The sequence below is a fragment of the Spirosoma aureum genome, assembly GCF_011604685.1.
GTDB lineage: Bacteria > Bacteroidota > Bacteroidia > Cytophagales > Spirosomataceae > Spirosoma > Spirosoma aureum.
In genome coordinates, this window is the sequence record NZ_CP050063.1 from 1092644 (window position 1) to 1111578 (window position 18935).

The 18935-nt window shown below is 46.0% G+C and carries 14 protein-coding genes; 7 read left to right on the forward strand and 7 right to left on the reverse strand.

Going from position 1 to position 18935, the window contains the following annotated elements:
* Positions 1–6 precede the first annotated feature (6 nt).
* A complete protein-coding gene (locus G8759_RS04460; protein WP_167205603.1) occupies positions 7–912 on the forward strand; it encodes a DUF4249 domain-containing protein in 906 nt (301 codons plus the stop codon).
* Positions 913–1004: 92 nt separating this feature from the next.
* Here G8759_RS04460 and G8759_RS04465 read toward each other — a convergent pair whose 3' ends face one another.
* Positions 1005–2108, reverse strand: coding sequence for a chorismate mutase (locus G8759_RS04465; protein ID WP_162388713.1), 1104 nt, complete (start codon positions 2106–2108; stop codon positions 1005–1007).
* Between the two features lie 255 nt (positions 2109–2363).
* Between G8759_RS04465 and G8759_RS04470 the strand changes: the two genes are divergently transcribed.
* Together G8759_RS04470 and G8759_RS04475 are read left to right on the forward strand one after the other, a co-directional pair.
* Positions 2364–3620, forward strand: coding sequence for a proline dehydrogenase family protein (locus G8759_RS04470; RefSeq protein WP_394353297.1), 1257 nt, complete (start codon positions 2364–2366; stop codon positions 3618–3620).
* 80 nt (positions 3621–3700) lie between these two features.
* Positions 3701–4501, forward strand: coding sequence for a lipoprotein signal peptidase (locus G8759_RS04475; protein ID WP_167205605.1), 801 nt, complete (start codon positions 3701–3703; stop codon positions 4499–4501).
* A 95-nt stretch (positions 4502–4596) separates the two neighbouring features.
* Here the strand turns inward: G8759_RS04475 and G8759_RS04480 are convergent, their stop codons facing one another.
* The 5 genes from G8759_RS04480 to G8759_RS04500 all read right to left on the reverse strand — a co-directional run bounded on the left by G8759_RS04480 (position 4597) and on the right by G8759_RS04500 (position 11331).
* Complete coding sequence (locus tag G8759_RS04480; RefSeq protein WP_167205607.1) at positions 4597–6168, reverse strand: hypothetical protein; 1572 nt, start codon at positions 6166–6168, stop codon at positions 4597–4599.
* A gap of 268 nt (positions 6169–6436) precedes the next feature.
* Entirely contained in the window at positions 6437–7099 is a 663-nt protein-coding gene (locus tag G8759_RS04485; RefSeq protein ID WP_167205609.1) for an OmpH family outer membrane protein, read from the reverse strand.
* 19 nt (positions 7100–7118) lie between these two features.
* Positions 7119–7730 (reverse strand): OmpH family outer membrane protein, encoded by a 612-nt coding sequence (locus G8759_RS04490; protein WP_167205611.1) that lies wholly within the window; start codon positions 7728–7730, stop codon positions 7119–7121.
* 169 nt (positions 7731–7899) lie between these two features.
* Positions 7900–10491, reverse strand: coding sequence for an outer membrane protein assembly factor BamA (bamA, locus tag G8759_RS04495; RefSeq protein WP_167205614.1), 2592 nt, complete (start codon positions 10489–10491; stop codon positions 7900–7902).
* Between the two features lie 102 nt (positions 10492–10593).
* The gene (locus G8759_RS04500; protein WP_167205616.1) at positions 10594–11331 is read right to left on the reverse strand and encodes an isoprenyl transferase; all 738 of its coding nucleotides are present in this window, start codon (positions 11329–11331) and stop codon (positions 10594–10596) included.
* Positions 11332–11597: 266 nt separating this feature from the next.
* Here G8759_RS04500 and G8759_RS04505 point away from each other — a divergent pair, with 266 nt between their 5' ends.
* The 4 genes from G8759_RS04505 to G8759_RS04520 all read left to right on the forward strand — a co-directional run bounded on the left by G8759_RS04505 (position 11598) and on the right by G8759_RS04520 (position 17928).
* Positions 11598–12554, forward strand: a complete 957-nt coding sequence (locus G8759_RS04505) for a fasciclin domain-containing protein (RefSeq protein ID WP_167205618.1) — start codon at positions 11598–11600, stop codon at positions 12552–12554.
* A 38-nt stretch (positions 12555–12592) separates the two neighbouring features.
* Positions 12593–13648 (forward strand): MBL fold metallo-hydrolase, encoded by a 1056-nt coding sequence (locus tag G8759_RS04510; RefSeq protein ID WP_167205620.1) that lies wholly within the window; start codon positions 12593–12595, stop codon positions 13646–13648.
* An 86-nt stretch (positions 13649–13734) separates the two neighbouring features.
* Positions 13735–14619, forward strand: coding sequence for an FKBP-type peptidyl-prolyl cis-trans isomerase (locus G8759_RS04515; protein WP_167205622.1), 885 nt, complete (start codon positions 13735–13737; stop codon positions 14617–14619).
* A gap of 234 nt (positions 14620–14853) precedes the next feature.
* Positions 14854–17928, forward strand: coding sequence for a TonB-dependent receptor (locus G8759_RS04520; protein ID WP_167205624.1), 3075 nt, complete (start codon positions 14854–14856; stop codon positions 17926–17928).
* 143 nt (positions 17929–18071) lie between these two features.
* On the opposite strand, the gene G8759_RS04525 is transcribed toward G8759_RS04520, so the two are convergent.
* Positions 18072–18863, reverse strand: a complete 792-nt coding sequence (locus tag G8759_RS04525) for a 3-hydroxyacyl-CoA dehydrogenase (protein ID WP_167205626.1) — start codon at positions 18861–18863, stop codon at positions 18072–18074.
* Positions 18864–18935 lie beyond the last annotated feature (72 nt).

The following is an 18935-nucleotide window of genomic DNA, read 5'->3' on the forward strand; positions in this document are numbered from 1 at the left end:
GACCGTATGAAGGTTATCCTATTTTTGATTGGTCTACTACTCACTACGTCTCTTTTCTGGGGATGCGGTAGTCTGCGGAATGAAGTTGATCCGGGCGAATTAGGTGCCGAAACGGCTAAACTGGTCGTTAGTAGTTTCTTATCACCACAAGATTCTCTATTAACGGTAAAGCTAACACGCTCCCGCACTGTCGTGGGCGATAGTATTGGCGGATCGATCGACGGTGAGAACGTTATGGACGCTACCGTTACGCTGTCGGATGGGAGTCGATCGGTTGGCCTACGTTATAAAGCAGATAATCAGCCTTATTATAGTGTAGCTGCCAAACAATTGCCTATTGTAGTAGGGAAGGCCTATACGCTTACGGTTCAAACGCCTAAAGGTGAACGAGCGACGAGCACTTGTACTATACCTGGACCAGTTAGCGTAAGTGCGGTAACTTTTGACTCGCTGGCAAGTGGTAGAAATCAGCGTTATTTTGTGCAGCCTCGATGGAAGGACCCAGTTGGACAGGCTAATTATTATCAGGCTGCAGGCGTTTTTCTGTTTGTTGTAAAAAACCAGGTGGAGTTCAGTAATCTGTCGTTTGACGATGATAATCGAGGTTTGTTCTCAGATACTGGAATTGATGGCAATGCGATGATTACCGGAAGAGCTTATCTTAATGGATCGACTTTGTCGACGAGCGATCAGTCTGTAGGCTTTTTCAAGCAATATAAAACAGCTTCGGTAACCATCAATTTATTTAGTGTAGAGCAATCGTATTACCAATATTGGTCAGCCGTGCTGCGCCAAAGACGGGTACGTAATAATCCTTTTGCAGAACCGGTGCTGATTCCCAGTAATATACAGGGCGGATTGGGTTGTTTTGCCGGTTATAATAATGCAACATTTTTGCTTAAACTGAAGTAGTTATCAGGTAATCAGGGTGATTGATTATAAAAACAAATGGGTAATCAGAGACCAGTTGCCCTGATTACCCATTTATATTGGTTACCTAAAAACTAGACGCCCTGAACAGCGCTATGGATGATTTCGGTCTGTTTCCGGATCGATTCCATGTGGATGATTTTGTAAATTTCTTCCACAAGCTCAGGATATAAACCCAGCTTTTGCCCTAAATCAGTACGGGTTTTCAAAATTTCTTTCCAGCGATCAGGCTGAAATAAGGTCACATTATTGTCGCGCTTATACTCTGCCAGTCGCTCAACGAGAGCCATGCGAGCTGCCAGCATTTCAACAATCTGCCGATCTACGTTATCAATGCTGCGCCGTGATTGCTCCATGAAACCTTGAAATTCAAGGTTTTGTGATTCAACCTGGCGAATTTGCAGATGATCGAGCATCTCACCAAAAGCTGCTGGTGTTAACTGTTGAGCCGCATCACTCCATGCTTTATCCGGATCGATGTGTGACTCAACAATCAGACCGTCGTAGTTGAGGTCCATTGCCATCTGAGCTAACTCGTTCAGATAAGCCCGTTTACCCGCCATGTGGCTCGGATCGCCGATAATGGGCAATTGTGGGAAAATGGACTTCAGCTCGATCGCCATTTGCCACATGGGCACGTTCCGATATTTGCTGGCTTCACCCGTAGCAAATCCACGGTGTATAGCGCCCAGTTTTTTAATGCCTGCTCCTGCCAGACGCTCAAAAGCGCCTACCCATAGCGCCAGATCCGGATTAACCGGATTTTTCACTAATACAGGTACGTCAACACCACGCAGCGCATCGGCGATTTCCTGCACATTGAATGGGTTAACCGTTGTGCGGGCACCTACCCACAGAATGTCAACGCCATATTTCAGAGCCAGTTCGATGTGCTCAGGCGTGGCTACCTCAACCGCAAAGGGTAAACCCGTTTCGGCTTTGGCCCGCTGAATCCAGGGTAGAGCAGCTTCGCCCATACCTTCAAAACTGCCCGGCCGGGTACGAGGCTTCCAAACGCCAGCTCGAATGACGTGAACGGCCCCTAGTTCTTTTAACTGGCGGGCGGTTTCAACTAACTGATCTTCGGTCTCGGCGCTGCATGGGCCAGCGATGATCAGGGGCTTGCCGTTGGTCTCAATCCACGATCCAAGCGGTTCTACGGCTAATTCTACTTTCATACTCTAAACGCTAATCTGCGAGTAACACCTCTACTCTATGGGGAACTTTCAATGCAAATTTATAGTATATTTGCAGAAGGAACCAGCTGTCAGTCAAGCTAGTTCCTTCATTTGTCTAAAACTGTTTTTACTTTATCAAACAGGTCGTATTCGTAATTTTAACTTATTGACCGAAATTTCGTTATATATTTCGGTCGTGTAAGACGAATACGAACCTAAGCTATAGATGGAGCGCCGTCAGAACGGAGCACTGATATGTCGAACCGAAGTAATGTAATGCCGGAGACCGTCGAACGGTTCAATGGTTCATTTCAGGCTGGGCCGCGTACGAGCCAACTAAAGCCTGTCTCTTTCGAGGACACTTCGATTGCTTTTTCTTCCCAGTCGAATTTCAAACTACGAAAGACTTACTGGTTATTTGCGTTGATGAATCAGGGATGGCTGGTAAATTTAGGGACTTTTTTTATAAAGATTGCCCTACGCCTTCATCTCCCCATCAAATTCCTCATTAAAAATACGATTTTTGAACAGTTCTGCGGAGGGGAAAGTATTCAGGATTCTGAAAAAACCATCAAGCACCTGCACGACGTTCATGTCGGAACAATCCTTGACTATTCGGTTGAAGGTGAGGAGAACGAAAAAAGTTTCGATGAAACAACACTCGAAATTCTGCGCACAATTGAGCGGGCCAGCAAATCGGATGATATTCCATTTTCTGTTTTCAAAATAACGGGCCTTGCTTCGACCGATCTCCTTGAAGCTGTTCAAATCGGCGATTCGCTCAATAAAGAACAAAAAACGCAGTTCGATCAGGTTTTAAATCGCGTCAATACTCTTTGCCGACGGGCCTACGAACGTAATGTTCGTGTTTTCATTGATGCCGAAGAAAGCTGGATTCAGGATACGATCGATACACTGGCGTATGAGATGATGGATCGTTATAATCATGAGCGGCCAGTCGTTTATAATACGTATCAGATGTATCGCTGGGAGAGTCTGGATCGTCTTCGTCGTGATGTTAACGAAGCCCATGCTAAAGGCTATTTCCTTGGAGCTAAATTAGTTCGGGGCGCGTATCTGGAAAAAGAACGGCTTCGTTCACACGAAGAGGAATATCAAGACCCAATTCAGGCTACGAAAGAAGATACAGATCGGGATTTTAATGCAGCGATTGACTTTTGTCTGGAGAATCGGGATATTGTGTCATTCTGTTTAGGAACCCACAACGAATACAGTTGCGAGTATTGTATTCAGCAGATGAAGCGGTTAGGTATTGAACCGGGTGATCCGCACATTTATTTCGCGCAATTACTCGGAATGAGTGATAATATATCCTATAACCTTGCCAATGCGGGTTACAATGTGGCCAAGTATGTGCCTTATGGACCCGTTGAAGCTGTAATGCCTTACCTGTTCCGTCGGGCCGATGAAAATAAATCCATCGCCGGGCAGAGTAGCCGGGAGTTTACGCTGGTTAGTGATGAATTGAAACGCCGTAAAGGTTGTAATTGATTTTTGCGGATAGGCACAGTATCTTTTGCTGTGCTTTACTGTTTTATAACGGCACAGCAGCAATGCTGTGCCTGCCTTTTATGATTAAGAAAAGTCCCCTAAAATTTTTTCTGCTCACCCTGATTCTGATTGCCATTGACCAGGGTGTGAAATTAGCCGTTCATTTTTATATGGCTCCTGGCTTTGCCGGGCAAATAAAACTGGTTGGAGACTGGCTCAAATTGCATTATGTATTGAATCCAGGCATGGCGTTTGGCATGCAATTGGGATATGAATACGGCAAATTACTGCTAAGCGTATTCCGACTTTTTGCCATGGTTGGTATCGGTTATTATTTGGTTCATCTGGCACACCGAGGAGCACCGAATGGTTTACTATGGGCAATGGCAATGATTTTGGCCGGCGCAGTTGGCAATGTCATCGACAGCACATTTTATGGGGTCTTTCTGAACAATGCACCGTATGGATCGCCAACACCCTGGTTTCACGGGCAAGTGATCGATATGGTTTTTATTGATGTCTGGGAGGGATTTATTCCTGAATGGGTCCCTGTTTGGGGCGGACAGTACTATTCTACGCCAATTTTCAACATTGCTGATTCCTGTATCTTTATTGGTGTCTGCCTGATTCTGCTATTTCAGCGTCGTTTTTTTGGTGGCCATACGATCGAAGACGGATTATTGCCCATATCGGGGCCTGATGCTACCCAGGCAGAGGTTTTACCAATGTCTGAACTGGCTGACGATGAACAGCACGAACATCAATCTAACGATGTTGATGAGCCATCGGCTGCGACAGATAAAGAGGATGAATTAAAAGCCTCTGCTTCACCCGAGTCGTCAGAATCTGTTATATCGGAAGAGCAAAAGGATCGGGATTAAGCTTTCTGCATTCTGGCCTTAGCGAACACCCATTAAAAAGCCTGGAATTTCATGAGAAATTCCAGGCTTTTTAATGGGTGTTCGTTTCGTTTGACCTATTGGGTTTCTTCAAGCGGAGTAAAGTCCTTAAAGGTGCGTTTAATGGCTTTATCGGTTGCTTCTTTCTTACTCTGCCAGTTGGCATCGAGTTCCAGTGCAACCAGGCCACTCAGGCTCATTGTATTTCGGAAGTCGTCCAGCTTTTTAACAAATTCGTTATTTCTACGGGATGATTTCAAAGAGAACTCTCTGGAGAACACATCCCCCTTATTCTGTAGCTCCGATTTTTTACCCAGCACGTAGTTATAGCGATCAAGCAGGTCTTTCATCGATTTACCAATAACTTCGGTTGCTTCAAGCGTTCCCATAGTTAGCACAGCGGTGCCACCTACAGCCGAAATCAGGCGTTGTGAACTGGGGTCATTTGCCGTAATCGCTGGCGAGACACCTGTAACAGCCCCTAATGAGGCATTGGCAACAGACCGATTGCGTTTGCCGCCTTTGGCTCTTTTGTAATCATGCTTGAGCTGCTCTTCTTTATCACCTAATTGCTCAATCAAGCCCCATGCCTGAACGAGGGCCTGACGATAAAGCGAATAGTAATACCTGTCTTTTTCGAATTCGTTGACCGTATTGAAAATTGTGAACGTAATTCGTCGTTCTTCCCGGTTTTTGGCCCGATCAAGCGCATAAAATGTAATCTGTACGTTCAGCGAGTCGTAAGGGTCTTTTACAAAGTCATAGCCAGGCTGCCAGATAAACTCAAATTGATTATCTGTATTCTTCACCAGGGCCGTTTTAGGAATTTGCTGGTTGTCTGACAGGAAACCAAACGTAGAAACGTCATCTTCACCGTTCGGGTCGGAAAGGTAAAATTTGAGGTTAACGGTTGCGTTTTCTTTTAGCCTGTAGTGCGACTCTTTAGGAATAACCGCAATGATGGGAGGCAGGTCCATTTCTGTTACCTGTACTTTAAGTCGGCCTTTGGTACGTGTTTTGGCCGGCTGATCTTCAACCCAAAACTCAATATACTGCGGGCTTTGCTTTAGTTTATTGAACTGATTCAATGACAGTGTCCAGGTTAATTCGCCCTGCGAGGAAAGTTTACTTCCTTCTGGCATCTGGTCGGCAATTGGAACGAAGGCAATCGGGTCACCATCGTCATCGTGTACGACCTCTGGATCTATTTTGTAGGTGTTCTGCGTACGATAACTGACATAAAAAGGCTGTAAATCGCCAACAGTTGGCGGACGATTGACATGCAGTACGCTAAAATCGATGGTTTGCGAAGCCGTTTGGCCACGTCGATTTCGAACTTCAAAGCTTACCGGGTATGGTTTAGCCGTTTGAATCCGGTCGGCCAGGTCAAAACCAGGTGTCCAGTTAAAATGACCGAGTGAGTCAAGATGCATGCCCTCCTGTTTATAGCGGCCGAACGAATAAGTTACTGTATCACTTGAGGATGCATTTGTTTTTAGGTCAAATTGAATTGTGTTTCCTTCGGCTACCACGTTCCAGTTGGCTTGCGTGGGCAGAAGTAATTGAAGCGGTTTTGAGTCCTGCGCGTAGCTACTAACAACTGAAAGAATTATCAGCACCCACGCTATAGTACCGGCAGTTCGGTTCATAAGCAACAATGAGAGGTGGTCTGTTTTGGAAAACGTAAAAGTACGGCGAAGATTTCGTCTGACTAATTCAATATGGCAGTTTTGATACTTTTCTTAGTTAAATCCCTATAATGTATAGTAATAATTATGTTTTTCTGAGAAAAAATAATGTTGTGGATAAATGGAGCAACGTATAGCCTTCATGAGAATCAGGCAATGTTCAATAAAAAATCGCTCCCTGTTTATCAGGGAGCGACCATACTATCAGGCAAAATCTGGCCTTTATAAATTAGTTTTTCTTAGGGGCAGCGGGTGTTGCCGTTGATCCTGTACCAGCATTAGCCGGTTTATTGGCATTGTTTGCCGGTGCTGCAATTTTAGCAGGGTCAATACCCAGCTTTTTCAATACCAGCTCGGTAATGTTGTTGTCTTCGGGGGCAACTAGCAGAATTGGCGTCGTGTTGGCACCTGCGTCCAGATTGAAGACGTACGTGTATGCGTTTTCTTTCGCAACAGCATCAATTGCCTTCTGAATTTTTTGCACAACCGGATTGACCAGCTGTCCGTATTTTGTTTGCAAAGATTGCTCAGCTGTCCGGCCAAATTCCTGAATCCGTGCCTGCAATCCCTGCAGTTCGGTTTCACGGTCTTTACGGATGACATCGGTCATCTGAGCTGCGCCTTTTTCGTAGGCACCATATTTATCTTCCAGTTCTTTTTGCATCCGCTTCAGTTCGTTTTCAGACTGTGTGCGCTGGATGGTCAATTGATTCTGGATGTCTTTTGCTTCAGGCGTTTGAGCCAGGATATAGTCGATATTCGTATAGCCTAACTTCAGCGGGCCAGCTGCGGTTGTGGTCGGAGCCGCCGTTGTTGTTTGAGCTTGTGCCTGTGCACTCAGACCGCCCACTAAAAGGGCTGTTGCGAATGCCATGACGAGGTTTTTGTTCATCTCAGTTTACTAGTTTGTACTACTTCGGTTTTGTGGTTGTTTTATTATCTGGACTGTTACCTACTGGTTGTGTTGGGGTAGTGGGAGCAGCAGCAGTTGGTTTCGGTTTATTGGCTGCATCCAGACCCAGTTCTTCCATCACATAGTCCGTGTAATCATGGCGTGGATTTGTGTACAGCATCACAAAATCAGATGCTTTGTCGAACATAAAGTCCAGCTTTTTCTGCAAGGATACTTTTTCGATGGCCCGATTGATTAATTCCATCGGGGCTTTCATTAGTTCTTTCTTTTTCTCAAAAAGCAGTCCCTGATAGCCAAATACCTTGTTATTGTATTCGCGCGCTTCACGTTCCTTTTCGCTAAGCACTCGTTGCCGGTCGCGTTTCATGTCTTCGGTCAGCAGGATTTCTTCAGCCTGATACCCCTTCTGGAGTTTCTCAATCTCGACGTATTTATCCTGAATATCCTTCGACCACTTATCTGCAAACTTATCAATTTCGCTCAATGCCTTTTGGTATTCGGGCATCTTGCCTAAAATGAATTCTGAATCTACATACCCAAACTTTTGTGCCTGTGCGGGTATGGCTAGACAAACGGCGCACAAAAGTATAAAAAAAAGGCCCTTTTTCATTATTAGCCGATCAATTTTTACGCGAACTAATTGATTGTCAATTATAGAGCCAAGCGGTTAATTTGATCTCGAATGCACGATAAGGTTTAATTCAGTGCTTATTCAATCAGTTAGCCAGACCAGCAAAGAAAAATCGTTATCTATAATTAACGCTCAGAATGTCTGAATCTTATCTGAATTGCTGACCAATCGTGAAGTGGAACTGACCCGATGCCTTGTCTTTGATGCCTGGGATCTTATCGAAACCATATCCATAGTCAATACCGATCAGGCCAAAGGCAGGCATGAAGATCCGCGCACCAAAACCAACCGACCGTTTCAGGTCGAATGGATTGTATTGTTTATAACTCGCCCAGTTATTGCCGGCTTCAAGGAATGTTAGCACGAAAATGGTAGCGGATGGGTTAAGCGAAACCGGATACCGTAATTCAGCAACGAATTTATTATAAACAACCCCACCCTGACTGCGGGCATTGCCATCGGGAACCCGGTCATAATCGGCGGTATAGACGCTACGGTCATCGTAACCGCGTAGACCGATAATGTCCTGTGCCAGCGCAAACTGACCTTGTCCTGCCAGACCTGATCCACCCAGTACAAACCGCTCAAATGGCCCGATCGTTGTGCGCTTGTTGTAGCTTCCCAAAAAGCCCATATGAGCCCGTGTGTTCAAGACCAGCTTCCCAAACACCGTCTGGAACCAGCTTGCGTCAAACATCCATTTGTGGTATTCGACAAACTTGTATTTGTCCTCTGGCTTCTCGTTCGTTGTGGTTGTCCGGAAAGCCGAGTAAGGGGGCGTAAACGAGCCGCTTAACGTAAACGACGAACCCGAACGCGGGAACTGCGGGTTATCGATACTGTTTCGCGAGATGGTTGTGTTAAATGTGAAGTTGTTCGATATACCGTTTTTATAGCCGATATAGAACAAATCCAGGTTATTCAGGTCGTACCGTTGATACGATAACGAATTGCTCAGCGAGAAATAGTCATCAGGAACCTTCAACTGGCGGCCTAACCCAAGGGTAATTGCGGTATTGGTATACGATCCGGTTGGGGTCCGGCCTTGCAGACTTTGATAAATACTATATGGGTTGCTTGGATCGTAGAACGTTTTATAGACGGTGTGGCTGGCACTGACGGTAAGTGCATTTGGTTTCCGGCCACCAAGCCAGGGTTCGGTGAACGAGAGTGAATACACCTGATATTGGCTACCATTGGCCTGAAAACGCAGTTGAACGCGCTGTCCATCGCCAGCGGGTAGTGGACGCCAGGCGCTAAAGTTCGGAATATTACGAGCTGAGAAGTTGTTAAAGGTCAGACCGAGCGTGCCAACGAAACCCACATAGCCACCCCAACCGCCCGATAATTCGATTTGGTCAGAAGGTTTCTCTTCAACAGTGTACTCAATATCTACCGTACCATCACTCTGCGGAACAGGGTTGATCCCAATTTTCTCGGGATCAAAGTAGCCCAGAGTAGCCAGTTCCCGTTGCGTACGAATCAGGTTCGTTTTAGAGAATTTCTGACCGGGCAGCGTCCGGATGGAGCGCATGACAACGTGATCGCTGGTTTTGGAGTTGCCGTTCAGAATAACACGATTGATCGTGGCCTGCTTTCCTTCAAAAATTCGAATTTCGAGGTCTATCGAATCACCATCGATGCTTTTTTCGATAGGCTGGGCATTGTAGTACAGATAACCATCGTCCATATACAGCGAACTCAAGTCCTGTCCGGGATTACCATTCAGCTTTTTCTCCAGGTCTTCCGGGTTATAGACATCGCCCTTCTGAACGCCGAGCACATCACGTAACCGGGTAGCCGGATACAGGTAATTGCCCGAAAAGTCGATATTACGGTAGTAGTATCTATGCCCTTCGTTCAGAGCCATGTTGATATTGATCGTTTTGTCGCTGTTATGAATGATGGTATCTTTTTCGATAACAGCATCCCGATAGCCGAGCTTATTATAGTATTCGATCAGTTTCTGCTTGTCTTCCTCGTATTTTTTAGGAACGAATTTCGACGGTGTGAACAAACGGCCGAACCGTTTCTCCTTTGTACTCTTCATTTTCATCCGAACGGCTGATTCATCGAGTTCAGTTTGGCCTTCGAATGTGATTTTTGCAATTTTTACCTTCTGCCCCTTGTCGACCAGCACCCGCATCGTTGCGTTGTTACGGGCACTATCGGGTACGGTCGTAATTTTAACTTTCGTATTGAGATAGCCTTTGTCTACGAAGAATTTACGGACGGCCATCTGGGTGTTTTTGGTGATTGTATTGGAGACAATCTTACCCAGATTCAGTTTTACCTTGTCTTTAAGCTGATCTTGCTCGCCTTTTTTGACGCCAAGGAAACTGACTCTATAAAGCCTGGGGCGTTCCTGAACCCGGAACATGAGGGAAACTTTGCCTTCGCCAGCGTGATTCGCGAACAACTCAACATTATCGAGCAGACCTGATTCCATCAGTTTGCGGACCGATGAGCCAACTGCTTCGCCAGGGATACGAATTTTATCGCCGACTTTTAGACCAGCCAGTGATACAAGCGAATTGGGGTCGAGGTAGCGAGTACCTGTTACGGTTAATCCGGCAATTTCATAATCTTTGGGACTGGCGTAGTTCAGCAGTTCATCGTTGCTGAGTGGCGTTTCTGTACCTCGCCCGACGCCTACCCGTACCTGTGCCTTAAGTGTGGACGGATATAAACTAATGAGCAATAAAATGGCTCCCAGTATGAGTTTTATACGGTGTTCCAAGTGGATTTTCAGTTTTCAGTTTTCAGTTTTTCAGGGGCAATGTTTCCAGTTAATGGTGCTCTGCAGAGCAACTGAAGACGGCAGCACTGTAAACTGAAAACTTTATTTTACTAGTTGTTCGCTGGTTTTGCCAAACCGGCGTTCTCGTTGTTGATAACTCAAAATGGCTTCATACAAATGGTTTCTCCGGAAATCGGGCCAGAGCACATCGGGCATGTAAAGTTCCGAATAGGCCAGCTGCCAAAGCATGAAGTTACTGATACGCATTTCGCCACTCGTTCGGATCATCAGCTCAGGATCGGGGATGCCGTCCGTTGTGAGATAGCTTCCGAATAGCGACTCATTTATTTCACTCATTGCCAGCCTGCCATTGCTTACATCTGTAGCAATCTGCCGAACTGCTTCCAGAATTTCCCAGCGTCCACTATAACTTAATGCCAATACCAGCGTTAGACCAGTATTCCCCGATGTTTCGCGCATCGCTTCTGCCAGTTCGCGCTGGCAGTCAGACGGTAAGCTCTCCGTGTTGCCGATGGTCGTCAGTCGCACGTTGTTATCCATGAGGGTTTTTATTTCACCCCTAATGGTGTGAACCAACAGTGTCATGAGCGCATCGACTTCAAATTTTGGTCGATTCCAGTTCTCTGTTGAAAAGGCATACAGCGTTAAAAACTTAACGCCCAGCTCGGCACAGCCCTCCGTTACTTCGCGCACAGCCTTAATGGCATTCCGATGGCCAAACACCCGGGCAGCTCCCTGCCGTTTTGCCCAACGTCCGTTTCCGTCCATGATAACGGCTATATGTTGAGGCAGATTGCTCGGGTCAATGAGTTCCTTCATCCCAATTGGGGAGTTTTAACTTTATTTAACAAGACCGCGAAGGTACGAAAATTTAGTCAGTAAGTCAGTAGGTTAATTGACAGTTCTGCGATAGCCAGTAGCGGTCATCGGCAGACGGTATTGATTCGGCCACTTGCTATTGACTACCCGCGTTTGTCTATGGTCGGTCCACTATTCCTCAACTCTCTTATCTTTGCTGAAAGGAAACATAACCCGATCCGTTACGTTTAACGCACGTAGACCTATTATTTCATCGTTCATTCTGTATGAATACCCCTTTTTCGTTGCTCCTGAGCCGATTGGCTATTTTCGGGCTGTTGCTAACGGCATCGCTGAGTTGTACTAAAAAAGATGATACGGTTGCTGATCCGAAAACCATAACGGATCAGATCCTGGAAGATAAGCAGTATACATTACTGCGCTCAGCCATGATGTATTCTGGCGCCGGTGATGCGCTTAAAGCGGCTAACCTGACATTTTTCGCGCCAAATGATGCTGCCTTTCAGGCGTCCGGAATAACATCCGAAGCCATGATCATGGCCATGACTAAAGATCAGGTAAAGAATATTCTGCTGTATCATGTGCTATACGCACCCGTTACGATCGCCAAGATTCCAACTGGTCAGAATGCCGTTCAGACGGCTAGCCAGGGTGTGGCCTACATAAACAACACGGGTGGAGGAACGATTTACGTCAATAATGCGAAAATTACACAGCCCGATATCAAAGCCGCTAATGGAATTATTCACATTATTGATCGGGTGTTGACTCCTTCTACGGGTTCGGTTCTGACAACAATTCAGGGAAATTCTAAACTAACCTTTCTGGCAGCTGCCATAAAACGGATTGGTGCTACCAATTCAACGCTCGTGACTTCGCTCAGTAATACGTCGTCTGGAAATCCACTGACGATTTTTGCGCCGAATGATGATGCCTTTATTGCCGCTGGTTATAAAACGCTATCTTCAGTCGAGACGGCTGCGCCATTGGCGCTTTCGTCATTAGTGTCCTACCATGTTTTACCTGGAGCCTCGTTGACCTACCAGATCCAGACGGGTTCGGTTAACACCTTGTTGAGCAATAGCAAGCTTAATTTAACGGCCACTAATGGTGTTGTGACGGTTAAGGGGAATAAAAATTCAACGGCGGCCACAATCAAAACCGCCGATCTGGTTGCCAACAACGGAGTCATTCATATTATTGACCAGGTGTTGCAACCCTGATCAAATCGGTTGATTCACCGATTTACCTGCTTCTCACTATGTGGTCTAAACTACTACTTATACTGGGGTTATTGATTCTGGTAGTTATCATAATGGCCGTAGTAGTAGGCTATATGGTTTCGGGTCCCCGGTATAGGGGGCCAGTGAGCGATCATTTCGACGGAAAGGAATTTCATAATCTTAATGATGTGCAAGCCAAAGGATTTCGGGAAGTCATTGGCTGGATGATAAACCGCCAGCAGGGACCCTGGCCCGCTTATCATGATGACCAGCCTGGTCCGCCACCACCGGCACGCGTAAATGGTCGAACGGTACGGGTAACATTTATCAACCATTCAACGGTGTTGCTTCAGTTCGATGGACTCAACGTACTGACTGACCCCATTTATTACGAACGGACCAGCCCGTTTCAGTTTGCCGGACCAAAGCGCAACAACCCGCCCGGTATTCGGTTTGATGATCTTCCTAAAATCGATGTGCTGCTGTTAAGCCACAATCATTGGGACCACCTGGATATTGGAACCGTCCGGAAACTCTGTAACCGAGACCAGCCAAGGGTATTTTGCTCGCTCGGCGTAAAGGCATTTCTGGAAAAAGAGGGTTGTCGTAACGTTCAGGAAATGGATTGGCACCAGTCGCTTGCTGTGAACGACAGCACAAAAATTCACTGTGTTCCGGCACAGCATTTTTCAGGGCGGGGACTGTTTGATCGGAATGCTACCCTATGGGCTGGCTATATAATTGACAGCAAAGTCGCCGGAAAATTGTATTTTGTGGGTGATACGGGGTATGGTCCTTTTTTGAAGGATATTGGCCGACAGTTTGGCCCGTTACGGCTGGCATTGATACCGATTGGCGCTTATAAACCACCGTGGTTTATGTCGCCAATTCACTGTTCGCCGGTCGAAGCTGTGCAGATACATACCGATGTTCGATCAGAACAAAGTGTGGCGATTCACTTCGGAACGTTCCCACTGGCCGATGACGGAGCAACCGAACCGGTAGACGATTTGGTAAAGGCTTTAGTAGCGAAAAACATACCGGCGGATCGCTTCAAGGCGTTAAAAGCAGGAACAAGTTTCGTGTTAAACTGAAAAAAAATACGCGTCTTCCCAACGTTACGCCACGATAGAGGGTCATTATGCGTATTACCTAGTATCTCTTTTGTTAATCTAATTCCATGCGTAAGCTTCATTTAACTATTTTCAGTGCCTTATTGATCAGTGGACTAGCCGGTTGTTCAACGCAAAATGTTGACCCATCGAGTGCTTACTATGATCAGAACGATGCCGACATTCAGGCCTATGCTACCGCTAAAGGCTTGAACGGTAAGACAACAAACACAGGGCTGTATTATGCCATAACACAACCTAATACGGCTGGTAAGCTGGCTGTTCCTGGCGAAGAAGTAGAATTCACATACAAGTCCTATAACCTGAGCGGTGCCTTTGTTGACAGTACGCTAAAAGATAGGCCTGTCTACTATCCGCTCGGAATTCAATCGATTCTGGCTGGTCTGGAGGAAGGCTTGACGCTAATGCACGAAGGCGAAAAAGCTACCTTTCTGATTCCATCGTATCTGGCTTATGGCAATAGCGCCAATGGTGCTAATCTGCCGGCTTATTCGGTTGTTCGATTTGACGTGCAAATGAACAAATCCCGTACAGAAGATCAGCAGATCAGGCAGCATATTGCCGAAAAGAAATTAACCGTGACTGATTCTTCAGGGACGGGGCTGAGAATCGTTAAAACAGTAACCAATCCAACTGGTGCAACACTGGCCGCTGGTCAGACAATTACCATACGGTATTTAGGCAAACAGCTTCGTGCGGCTTCTGCTTTCGATAGTACCGGAACAGGTACATTTGACGCTGTTTTAGGGCAGAATAAGTACGTTAAAGGCTTTGAGGAAGGTTTATCAAAGCTTCGGGTTGGCGAAAAAGCAACGATATTATTTCCTTCATCGATTGGGTATGGAACAACGGGTGTTGTTAGCAATAATCGATATGTCATAACGCCTTATGCACCACTGCGTTTTGATCTGGAAGTAGTTTCTGCGAAGTAAATTTCTGACCTAATAGTTGGTCTATTCCATGGCCTGCGCATGAGCGCAGGCCATTTTTTATGTTGTCTGACAAGCCTGTTTTCTGATGAATCGATTCAACAAAGCAATAGACAGTTTCTGGTTTGTAAAAAGCAGGTATTTGGCGTATGCTAATTTTAATTGTAATAGATCGTGATTAAGTAGGCGTTAATGAAATATTATTCTACATTACGTTTTATCTTAAAAATATAAACTATGCGCTACAACTATTCTATGAATCATTGTATGTTAAGTGTCATCTTGTTACTGGTGACATTTTCAACAGCCCTGGCTCAGGGCGTTCGGGGCCGCATAACGGATGCAATGACCAAAGCGTCCATCCCAGGAGCAACGATTGTCGTTGTGAATTCAAACGTTGGAACTACTGCTGATGCCAGTGGCGACTATACGCTCAAATTGAATCCGGGGAGCTATAGCCTCCGTGTTAGTTTTGTCGGTTATCAAACCCAATCCGTTACTGTAAACGTTAGCGGTAATGAAACGGTAGATGTTGCTCTTACAGAAACAACAGCATCTTTATCCGAAGTGGTTGTAACAGGAACAAGAAGTGCAGGCCGTGTGAAAACTGAAAGCCCTGTTCCTGTTGATATCATCAGCATGCAACAGTTAACGACACAGGCTCCGCAGAACAACCTGAATCAAATTCTGAATATGGTTGCTCCTTCGTTTACGTCCAACACGGCAACAGTGGCCGACGGGACAGACCACATCGATCCTGCACAATTAAGAGGTTTAGGCCCTGATCAGGTGTTAGTGTTACTGAATGGCAAAAGAAGACATACATCGTCGTTGGTAAACGTGAACGGTACACCTGGCCGTGGTTCGGTAGGTACGGACTTAAATGCAATTCCTGCCTTTGCTATTGATCGAATCGAAGTTTTACGGGATGGAGCTGCCGCACAGTATGGATCTGATGCCATTGCCGGAATCATCAACGTAAAAATGAAAGAATCGACCGGGAAGTTAGCCTTATCCGTATATGGAGGTGGTAACTTTTCGCAAGGGTCAAACAACTTTAAAGGCGGAATGGATGGCAGAAATCTGCAAATAGACGCAAACTATGGCGTTCGCATTGGTAAAGCTGGGTTCATTAACGTTACGGGGTCGGCACAAATGAGAAATTCAACGAGTCGCGCCATGCCAACAACCAGTACGCTTTTCAACCGCTACAATGCCATTGAATATAGAACACTACAGGCAGGTGGAAATGTGAATACATTGCCTACTTCTATCGACGCGATCAAGAAAGGCGCTTTAGGGGTAACTTATTTCGATGCAGCTACGCAGGCCAGCATTGCAGGGGCAAGTACGATTGCCGATTTACGTACAATTCTTGCGCCCGACGTAACCGACAATGAATTGGCGGCCCGTGGACTGCAACGAAGTGATTTCAACATGCGTGTCGGTCAGTCCAATTTAAAGAGCATCCAGTTTTTCGCCAATTCTGCTATTCCCATCAATGAGAATCATGAGTTCTATGCGTTTGGTGGCTATGGTAGACGGACCGGAGATGCCGCTGGTTTCTACCGGAATCCTAACCAGGCACGTGCCTACACAGGTATTTTCATCAATGGGTTCCTGCCAGAAATTCATTCTGAAATTATTGATGCTTCATTTGCCGCCGGTTTTCGGGGAAAATTGGGCTCATTTAATTATGACCTGAGCAATACGTTTGGATCAAACACTTTTAACTATGGTGTAGAAAATACGGTAAATGCTACATTATTAGATAAGTCGCCAACTGTATTCAAGGCAGGCGGATTAAACTTCAAGCAAAACACGATTAACTTCGACCTGAGTCGCAAGTTCGGTGTACTTTCTGGCTTAAACCTGGCTTTTGGGGCAGAAGGTCGTTTTGAAAGCTACCGGATAAAGGCGGGTGATGAAAACTCGTGGGCCAGATACGACGTGAACGGGCAGGTAATTACGACGTCGACTCAGGTAGCGCCTTCTGATTTCTTTGGCAGTGCTCGTCCCGGTGGTTCACAAGTGTTTCCTGGGTTCAGGCCGGAAAACGAGAGTGCCACAAAAGATGCTAACCGGCAAAGCATGGCTCTGTATGCCGACGCTGAGTTAGACGTAACCAGCCGATGGCTGGTAGAAGGGGCAGTTCGGTTCGAGAATTATTCGGATTTTGGCAGCACAACCAATTTCAAATTAGCTACACGCTATAAACTGACCAACAACATCAACATTCGTGGAGCTGCTTCAACCGGGTTCCGCGCCCCTTCGCTGGCTCAGATTTACTTTAACTCAACGTCTACTCAATTTGTAGGGGGCGTTCCATTCGAGGTGGGTACATTCAGTAATGCGTCCAGGCCCGCCGAATTGCTGGGAATTCCGAAATTAAAACAGGAAGAGTCAAGAAGTATTAGCGCAGGCTTCACCGCGAAAATACCTGGCGCCAATTTAACAATTACGGCGGATGGTTATTTTATACGAATTAATGATCGGGTAATCCTGACCGATCAATTTGCAAGACCTTCGAATAGTGCAGCTCCTTCTCCTACATTCTTCTTTCCGGAAGGGACCCCTCAAAGACAATTACAAAATCTATTTGATCAGGCCAATGCTACTGCAGCTACGTTCTTCTCAAATGCGATTGACACCGAATCAAAAGGTATTGATTTAGTGATTTCACATCGGGCTACGTTTGGCGGTGGTATTTCTCTGAGAAGTGATTTAGCCGGTACGGTGTCACAAACAAAACAGGTTGGCGACATCAAGGCATCTAAAATTCTGGCCGACAATGGTCAGATTAACCGGTATTACTCAGAAATGTCAAGAGTTTATCTACAGGAAGCGGTGCCAAGAGCTAAATTTAACCTGAGCAATACGCTAACTCTGAATAAATTTGATTTCTTCCTGAGAAACGTGTATTTCGGTAAAGTTACAGACCCCAACACGGTTGATGTGAATGGAGATGGCATTATCGGTGCCATTATTGTGAATGGTCAGGCGGTTGAAAATGAACACCCGGTTTGGGGAGGAAGGGTAATTACTGATCTGTCAATTGGTTATCAAGTCAATAATGCCTTAAAAGTGGTTGTGGGAGCAAATAACATTTTTGATATTTATCCAGACAAAAACTATGGTCCTGTATCAGCTAAAAGACCAACTGGCGTAGATGCCAATGGTAGCATTGTTTATAGTGCGGCCGCCACTTCGGTTGATCTTTCCAATGCCAATCAATTCGTGTATTCGAGAAATACTTCACAATTTGGTATGAATGGCCGATTCCTGTTCGCCCGTTTAAACTTTACATTTTAATTGACTGACGCATTCGAAAAGGGATAGTACTACAATAGAAAAAGAGTCGCTAAGCAGGCGACTCTTTTTCTATTGTAGAAAGCCTTTCACTCAGCAGTGGCATCGCACGACGAAAGGCTTCTGTATAATGAAACCAGATTAAATCACTTGGGAGCCATCCGAATGGCTCCATCCAGTCGAATCACTTCTCCGTTCAGAATTGGATTCTCAATAATACTTTTAACCAGCATAGCGTATTCGTCCGGTCGGCCAAGTCGCGAAGGAAACGGTACTTGCTGGCCAAGAGACAGACGTGCTTCTTCCGGCAATCCCATCAATAAGGGCGTTTCAAACAAGCCTGGTGCAATGGTCATTACCCGAATGCCTGAGCGGGCCAGGTCGCGGGCAATGGGCAACGTCATGCTTACAATACCTCCTTTAGATGCCGAGTAAGCAGCCTGCCCTATTTGTCCGTCGTAGGCCGCGACGGATGCCGTGTTGATGATCACCCCACGCTCACCTTCAAACGGTTTCTCAGGATTGGGTTCGTTATGTTCCATAGCCAGAGCGACCAGCCGAATCACGTTGAACGTGCCGATTAGGTTGATGGAAATAACTTTCTGAAAAGCCGCCAGTGAATGTGCGCCGTAAACACCATCGACTTTGCCCACTGTTTTGCGGGCTTCGGCAATACCCGCACAGTTTACGGTAATATGTAAACCGCCGAATGTTTCAATGGCAAGGTTGACTGCTGCCTGAACATCAGCTTCATCGGTGACGTTGGTTTTGATGAATCGAACGGTTGCCCCTAATTCTTCGGCAAGGGCATGACCTCGTTCTTCGTTTAGGTCTACAATAACAACATTCGCGCCGTTCGATGCTAACAGGCGGGTAGTGGCTTCGCCCAGGCCGGAAGCTCCTCCGGTGACCAGTGCGGTTGATGAGTTTAGGTGCATACAATAGTCGTTGATTCTATTCCTGCCCGAATTAATCGCTACCGGGCTATTGGGAAATGATTTTCCATACCC